This window comes from Streptomyces pseudoechinosporeus, assembly GCF_054783935.1.
The window spans coordinates 115,175-121,845 of record NZ_BAAGPS010000030.1; the positions used below are offsets into that span (position 1 = coordinate 115,175).

The 6,671-nt window shown below is 70.0% G+C and carries 7 protein-coding genes; 3 read left to right on the forward strand and 4 right to left on the reverse strand.

The features are described 5' to 3' along the window. Positions 1 to 1,446 carry an MFS transporter gene (locus tag ACYVO6_RS29525; protein ID WP_461066422.1) on the forward strand — a complete coding sequence of 482 codons (1,446 nt, stop codon included), beginning with the start codon at positions 1 to 3 and terminating at the stop codon, positions 1,444 to 1,446. A gap of 105 nt (positions 1,447 to 1,551) precedes the next feature. Beyond that, positions 1,552 to 1,758, forward strand: coding sequence for a hypothetical protein (locus tag ACYVO6_RS29530; RefSeq protein WP_033320872.1), 207 nt, complete (start codon positions 1,552 to 1,554; stop codon positions 1,756 to 1,758). Between the two features lie 11 nt (positions 1,759 to 1,769). Here the strand turns inward: ACYVO6_RS29530 and ACYVO6_RS29535 are convergent, their stop codons facing one another. Beyond that, positions 1,770 to 2,660: an AraC family transcriptional regulator gene (locus ACYVO6_RS29535; protein ID WP_461066424.1), complete on the reverse strand. Its 891-nt coding sequence runs from the start codon at positions 2,658 to 2,660 to the stop codon at positions 1,770 to 1,772. Positions 2,661 to 2,771: 111 nt separating this feature from the next. Between ACYVO6_RS29535 and ACYVO6_RS29540 the strand changes: the two genes are divergently transcribed. After that, complete coding sequence (locus ACYVO6_RS29540) at positions 2,772 to 3,803, forward strand: aldo/keto reductase (protein ID WP_461066426.1); 1,032 nt, start codon at positions 2,772 to 2,774, stop codon at positions 3,801 to 3,803. Between the two features lie 7 nt (positions 3,804 to 3,810). Here ACYVO6_RS29540 and ACYVO6_RS29545 read toward each other — a convergent pair whose 3' ends face one another. The 3 genes from ACYVO6_RS29545 to ACYVO6_RS29555 all read right to left on the reverse strand — a co-directional run bounded on the left by ACYVO6_RS29545 (position 3,811) and on the right by ACYVO6_RS29555 (position 6,511). Continuing rightward, positions 3,811 to 4,398: a TetR family transcriptional regulator gene (locus ACYVO6_RS29545; RefSeq protein WP_461066428.1), complete on the reverse strand. Its 588-nt coding sequence runs from the start codon at positions 4,396 to 4,398 to the stop codon at positions 3,811 to 3,813. A gap of 26 nt (positions 4,399 to 4,424) precedes the next feature. Then, the gene (locus ACYVO6_RS29550) at positions 4,425 to 5,429 is read right to left on the reverse strand and encodes an aldo/keto reductase (RefSeq protein WP_461066430.1); all 1,005 of its coding nucleotides are present in this window, start codon (positions 5,427 to 5,429) and stop codon (positions 4,425 to 4,427) included. Between the two features lie 140 nt (positions 5,430 to 5,569). Beyond that, on the reverse strand, positions 5,570 to 6,511 hold the full coding sequence (locus ACYVO6_RS29555) for a DUF4394 domain-containing protein (RefSeq protein WP_461066432.1): 942 nt from the start codon (positions 6,509 to 6,511) through the stop codon (positions 5,570 to 5,572). Positions 6,512 to 6,671 lie beyond the last annotated feature (160 nt).

A 6,671-nucleotide genomic window follows, 5' to 3' on the forward strand; every position in this document is an offset into this window, starting at 1 on the left:
ATGCCCGAGCTCAGCCATCGCCGACGTATGCTGGTCCTCGCGATCTGCTGCATGAGCTTGCTGATCGTGAGCCTCGACAACACCGTGCTGAACGTCGCGCTGCCCTCGATGCAGAGGGAACTGCACGCGAGTACGGCCGGCCTCCAGTGGACGATCGACGCGTACACGCTGGTGCTCGCCTCGCTGCTGATGCTCGCGGGCTCGACGGCCGACCGTATCGGCCGCAAGCGGGTCTTCATGGCGGGCCTGGTCGTCTTCACGATCGGCTCGGTGCTGTGTTCCCTCGCGCCGAACCTCGAATCGCTCATCGCCTTCCGGATGGTGCAGGCGGTGGGCGGTTCGATGCTCAACCCGGTCGCGATGTCGATCATCACCAACACGTTCACGGAACCGCGCGAGCGCGCCCGCGCGATCGGGGTGTGGGGCGGTGTCGTCGGCATATCGATGGCGGCCGGCCCTCTGGTCGGCGGCCTCCTCGTGGACTCGGTCGGCTGGCGGTCGATCTTCTGGCTCAACCTCCCGGTGGGCCTGGCCGCACTCCTGCTCACCTTCCGGTACGTCCCCGAGTCCCGCGCCCCGAAGGCCCGCCGCCCCGACCCGGTCGGCCAGCTCCTGGTGATCGCGCTGCTCGGCTCCCTGACGTACGCGATCATCGAGGCCCCCAACTCGGCCGCCCTCAAGATCATCGCCTTCGGCGCCCTGGCGCTTGCCGCCCTGCTCACCCTCCTGTGGTACGAGCCCCGCCGCGCCGAACCCCTCATCGACCTGCGCTTCTTCCGTTCGGCGCCGTTCAGCGGGGCCACGGTCGTGGCGATCAGCGCGTTCGCGGCGCTCGGCGGCTTCCTCTTCCTCTCGACGCTCTATCTGCAGAACGTACGCGGGCTCAGCGCCCTGAACGCGGGCCTGTGGATGCTCCCCATGGCCGCCCTGACCTTCGTCTGCGCCCCGCTGTCCGGGCGCCTGGTCGGCAGCCGCGGCCCCCGCCTCTCCCTCCTCGTCGCCGGAGTGGCGATGACCGCGAGCGGGGTGCTCTTCGCCGCCTTCGAGGCCGAGACGTCGAACGTGACGCTCGTCATCGGATACGTCCTCTTCGGCCTCGGCTTCGGCTTCGTCAACGCCCCCATCACCAACACCGCCGTCTCGGGCATGCCCCGCGCCCAGGCCGGTGTCGCCGCCGCGGTCGCCTCCACCAGCCGCCAGATCGGCCAGACGCTGGGCGTCGCCGTGATCGGCGCGGTACTGGCCTCGGGCGTGGGCTCGTCCCCGTACCGCGAGGTCTTCGTCTCGGCCGCCCGCCCAGGCTGGTGGATCATCGCGGCCTGCGGCCTCTCGGTCCTGCTCGTCGGCGCCCTGACGAGCGGCCGCTGGGCCCGCCGGACCGCCGAACGCACCGCGGAGCGGCTGGAGTCGGCGGAGGTCAAGGAGCAGGCGGACGTACTGGCATGATGCGCCTGCCCTCTCGCATGGGCCAACTCTCGTCACAAGTACCCCTGTTGATGTTGGTCTTGCTGCACACTCCTTCTGCGAGCCACCCCACAGGAGGAGTTCGTCATGCTGCAGATCAACACGAGCAAGGTCAGCCGCTGGGACCAGCACGGCCGCGAACACGTCGTACGGGTCCAACGCGCGGGCATGCAGCGCACCATCAGATGCGATACGTGCGGCTGGCGGAAAGGCGCCCAGTTCCTGCCCTGGCTGAAGGCGGAGGAACACCTCGCGGAGGCGCATCAGGCGACGGTGAATCCGTCGGAGGGATAGGGAGCCGATTCCTACCGTGCCCGCCCGGCGTTCACCAGCCGGCCGCGCAGCCGGGCCGCGTCCTGGGCGGGCGGCAGTCCGTACGCCCTTCGGTACTCGCGGTTGAACTGGGTCGCGCTGACGTAGCCGACCGCTTCGGCGACCAGGGCCGCCGTGGTGTCGTCAGTGAGGAGACGACGGCGGGCCTCCTGAAGCCGCAGGTGTTTCTGGAAGCGCAGCGGGCTCATGCCGGTGGCCGCCTTGAAGTGGCGGTGGAGGGTGGCGGTGCTCATGTGGGCCACCGCGGCGATCGTTTCGATGCTGAGCGGCTCGGTGAAGTGGGCGCAGATCCACCTGGCCGCCGTGCGGACCCGGGCGGCGGCGGTGTCTGCAAGCGTGAAGTGACGCAGGGTCGGGCCGAGGGGACTGCCGAGCAGGCGGTAGAGGATCTCGCCCTCGATTCGGTTCGCCAGGGGGCGGATGTCGTCCGGGGTGTCGAGCAGCCGTACCCATCGGGTGACCGCGTCGACGATCTCGGGGGTCATCGGTGCGGTGATCTGCCCTGCGGGTTCAGGCCCGTGGAACGTGCGAGGGTCCGTGCCGTCCAGTTCCAGCAGGAGGTCGGCGAGCGTCGGGCCGTCGAGGCGCAGCACCGCTGAGCGGTACGGCAGCCGATGGAACGTGGAGGTGACCGGCAGCACGAGTGAGTTGAAGAGCATCTCCCCGCTCCCGGTCGTCCAGCTCCGGTCGCCCGCGACACTGCTCTTGGAGCCGTCGACGATGAAGCAGATCATCGGCTCGTACAGCAGGTCGATGGGGGTGATGGGCTCGTCCAGCCTCACCAGCCGAAGGCGTGGCACCGCGGTGTCGGACCACCAGTCGTCGCCGTGCCGGGCGATGGCCGCCGCGAGCTCGTCCAGCATGAAGCGCTCCCTGGGTAGCTGTTCCTGGGCCGGGGTCCTGAGAGGATCAGGCAATCCTATGCGGTCCCCGGCCCATGACCCGGCGGTGCCCGCGCTCATAGCGTCGACGGCATGACACAGCAGGAACAGCAGGACAAGAGCCAGAGCAGGAACCTGCCGACGCGCAAGCTCGGCACGCAGGGACTTCAGGCCAGGGCGATCGGTCTCGGCACGATGGGCATGACCATGGCGTACGGTGCCGGCGACGAGCCCGGCGGCATCGCCACCATCCGCCGGGCGTACGAACTCGGTGTCACCCTCTTCGACACCGCCGAGCTGTACGGCATGGGCACCGGAAGCAACGAGCAGCTGCTCGGCCGGGCCGTGAAAGACTTCCGCGACGACGTCGTCATCGCCACCAAGTTCGGCTTCGACATGAGCGTCCCGCAGAACGGCGCGGGCTTCGCGCTGAACAGCCGCCCGGACCACATCCGCGAGGTCACGGAGAACAGCCTGCGCCACCTCGGCACCGACCACATCGACGTCCTGTACCAACACCGGGTCGACCCGGACGTACCGATCGAGGACGTGGCGGGCACCGTCGGCGAGCTGATCGCCGAAGGCAAGGTCCGGTACTTCGGGCTCAGCGAGGCGGGCCCCGACATCCTGCGGCGCGCCCACGCCGTCCACCCGGTGTCCGTGCTGCAGACCGAGTACTCGGTGTTCGAGCGGGCGGTCGAGGCCGAAGTGCTGCCTGTGGTACGGGAGTTGGGCATCGGCTTCGTGCCGTACTCACCGCTGGGCCGTGGATTCCTCACCGGCGCGGTGAAGCCCGCCGCCGAATACCCCGCAGACGACATGCGCAGCTGGGACGACCGCTGGCAGCCCGGCAACTACGAGAAGAACCTGGCCGCCATCCGCGAGCTGACCGCGCTAGCCGACGCCAAGGGCATCACGGTCACGCAGCTGGCGCTGGCCTGGCTGCTGGCCCAGGGCGACGACATCGTGCCCATTCCGGGGACCCGCAGCCCGCAGCGCCTGGCCGAGAACGTCGCGGCGGCACATGTCACGCTCACGCCGCAGGACCTCGCCCGCGTCCAGGAGATCCTGCCGCGGGGCGCGGCCGGGTCCCGCTACCCGGAGGCGATCATGCCCACCTGGTGAGAGCCGGTCAGGCGCGCAGCCCTCGTAGCACCAGGTCCATGACCGCCTCGAACTCCGCGTCGATCCCCGGCTGTTCCCATTCGGGGGCGTAGGCGGGGTCGTGGAAGCGGCCGGTGGCGTGGAAGAGGGCGCGGGCGGTGGTCGCCGGGTCGGCGGTGGTGAAGACGCCGGCGTCGACACCGGCCCGGACGATCTCCGTCAGCTGGCCGGTCAGGTCGGCGAGGTGCCGGCCGACCGCCTCGCCGTTCTCGCCGGCCAGCACCCTGTACGTGGCGAAGAGCTCGGGATCGTCCCCCGCCTTACGGCGCTTGGCGGCGAAGAGTGCGGCGAACCACTCGCGCAGCCGGGCCTCCGGGTCCCGTTCCCCCTCGGCGAGGATGCCGGACAGCGTCTCCGTCGTACGGTCCAGCCACCGCTTGGTCACCGCCTCCCGCAGCGCCGCCTTCGTACGGAAGTGCCGGTAGACGCTGCCGTGGCTGACGCCGAGCACGCGGGCCACATCCACCACGGTGGCCTTGGCCGGGCCGTGGCGACGCAGCACCTCCTCGGTGGCTTCGAGGATGCGCTCGGCGGTCAGGATCTCGGTGGTCGCCATGTCGTTGACCGTACCTGGCGGTACCGTCAGCGCTCGCTGTCGAGGTGTGCCATCTGCTGCTCGGGGTAGCGTTCGCCCGCGGCGGCGCCGGGCGGTACGGCGTCCTCGATCGCGGCCAGGTCGGCGGCGTCCAGCGTGACGTCCAGTGCGCCCAGCGCCTCCGTGAGCCGGTCCCGGCGCCGCGCGCCGATCAGCGGCACGATGTCCTCGCCGCGGGACAGCACCCAGGCGATCGCGATCTGCGCGACACTGACGCCCTTCTGCTCGGCGATCTTCCGCAGCGCCTCGACGAGGCCCAGGTTGTGCTTCAGGTTCTCGCCCTGGAAGCGGGGTGAGAACGAGCGGAAGTCGTTCGGCGCCAGCTCCCGGTCCGCGGTGAAGTGCCCGGAGATCAGCCCACGGGAGAGCACGCCGTACGCCGTGATGCTGATCCCCAGCTCACGGGTGACCGGCAGGACCTTGTCCTCGATGCCGCGCGAGATGAGCGAGTACTCGATCTGAAGGTCCGCGATCGGCGCGGTCGCGGCGGCCCGGCGGATCGTCTCGGCGCCGACCTCACTCAGGCCGATGTGCCGGACGTACCCCTTCTCGACCAGTTCCGCGATCGCCCCCACCGTCTCCTCGATCGGGACGTCCGGGTCGACGCGCGCGATCCGGTACACGTCGATGTGGTCCACGCCGAGCCGCTGCAACGAGTACGCGGCGAAGTTCTTCACCGCGGCCGGCCGGCCGTCGTAACCGGCCCAGCCGCCGTCCGGGTCGCGCAACGCCCCGAACTTCACGCTGGTGAGCGCCTGTTCGCGCCGCGCGGCGGGCGCGGTCCGCAGCGCCTCGCCGATCAGCATCTCGTTGTGGCCCATGCCGTAGAAGTCACCGGTGTCGATCAGCGTCACGCCCGCTTCGAGGGCGGCATGGATGGTCGCGATGGACTCGGCGCGGTCGGCGTCGCCGTACAGCGCGGACATGCCCATGGCGCCGAGACCGAGGGCGGAGACCTGAGGGCCGGTGGATCCGAGGGAACGGGTTTGCATGTGGACTCCTTGGGTGTCCGGAGGGAGTGCCCCAGGAGGGCGTACACCCACCCTGACATGACAGCTGACAAATTTCAATATCTGTCAGCTGTCATGTGTCAGCCCTCAAGCCCCTCAGCCCTCAGCCTTCTGTCGCCGGCTCAGCCCTGTCGCAGCGGCAGCGCCAGGTCCACGACCGCCCGGCCGCTATCGAAGGTCCCGGTACGAGCCACCGAGCCGTTCAGCAGATCCGCCCGGTACAGCCGCTGCTTGCCGTCGACGCGCAGGACGGCGTACGCGGTGTTCGAGCCGGACCGGGTCGACGTGTAGATGTCGAAGCCCGCGCTCGGTCCGGCGTCCACGCCCAGCTTGCCGGTGGGCGCGAGGTTGCCCGCGTTGGCCGGGGACTGGACGGAGATCTGGTCGAGAGCCGTGTCCACGTCGAAGAGGGTGGTGGCGGTCGCCGCGGCGAGGTCGTTGTTCGTGTACGCGGCTCCGGTCACCCCCTGAGCCGTGGCCCCGGTCGTGGCGGGCGGAACCGGCGGGTTGGTCAGCGTGCCGTCGACCGCGGTGGTGCCCGCGGCCGGGGCGCCGGCCGGGTCGTCGATGTTGTGGCGGAGGTTCTGGCCGGTGTCGCTGATGACCCGCAGCCGGTTCGCGGCCGGGTTGAAGTCGACGCCGAAGGAGTTGCCCTGCAGGGCCACGCTCAGCTGCGAGACCTTGGTGGCCTTGGCGCCGATCTCGCGGATCGTGTAGATACCGCCGCGGTCGCCGACGCCGTACAGCTTGTTGTTCTGTACGCGGTAGTCGATCCCGACCAGCTTGCTGTCGCCCTTGAGACCGTCCACCTTGCCGAGCGGCAGGGTGCGGCTGGGCTGGTCGACCCGGAACTTGACGAGCCGCTGGTTGTCGGTGAGCCCAATGGCGCTGAGCCGCTCGCCCGAAACCGCCGGCAGCCCCGCCCCGGCACCGCCCTTGGCCTCGATCGCCGAGCCGGCCGAAGAGGAGTCGCTCCCCTGCTCCCCGTCGCTCGCCGCCACATAGCCGACGGTGCCGATGGCCAGCGCCATGGTCGCGACGCCGATGATTGCCTGCTTGCGCATGATGCCCCCGTGAGAGGTTCGCCGCGACCCACCCCCTGCGGGCCGCGTATGCCCACCTCTTCGGAACGGTTTGGGCCTTGGATTGCGAATCCGCCGGTTCTGTTACATCCGTTACGGACGAGACAGAACCGGGGCATTTAAAAACGCGCGGTTCGCCGCC

Excerpts from the sequence above, each read along its gene's own strand:
- ACYVO6_RS29525 (WP_461066422.1), top strand. The coding sequence starts at position 1 with ATGCCCGAGCTCAGCCATCGCCGACGTATGCTGGTCCTCGCGATCTGC.
- ACYVO6_RS29530 (WP_033320872.1), top strand. The coding sequence starts at position 1,552 with ATGCTGCAGATCAACACGAGCAAGGTCAGCCGCTGGGACCAGCACGGC.
- ACYVO6_RS29535 (WP_461066424.1), bottom strand. The coding sequence starts at position 2,660 with ATGCTGGACGAGCTCGCGGCGGCCATCGCCCGGCACGGCGACGACTGG.
- ACYVO6_RS29540 (WP_461066426.1), top strand. The coding sequence starts at position 2,772 with ATGACACAGCAGGAACAGCAGGACAAGAGCCAGAGCAGGAACCTGCCG.
- ACYVO6_RS29545 (WP_461066428.1), bottom strand. The coding sequence starts at position 4,398 with ATGGCGACCACCGAGATCCTGACCGCCGAGCGCATCCTCGAAGCCACC.
- ACYVO6_RS29550 (WP_461066430.1), bottom strand. The coding sequence starts at position 5,429 with ATGCAAACCCGTTCCCTCGGATCCACCGGCCCTCAGGTCTCCGCCCTC.
- ACYVO6_RS29555 (WP_461066432.1), bottom strand. The coding sequence starts at position 6,511 with ATGCGCAAGCAGGCAATCATCGGCGTCGCGACCATGGCGCTGGCCATC.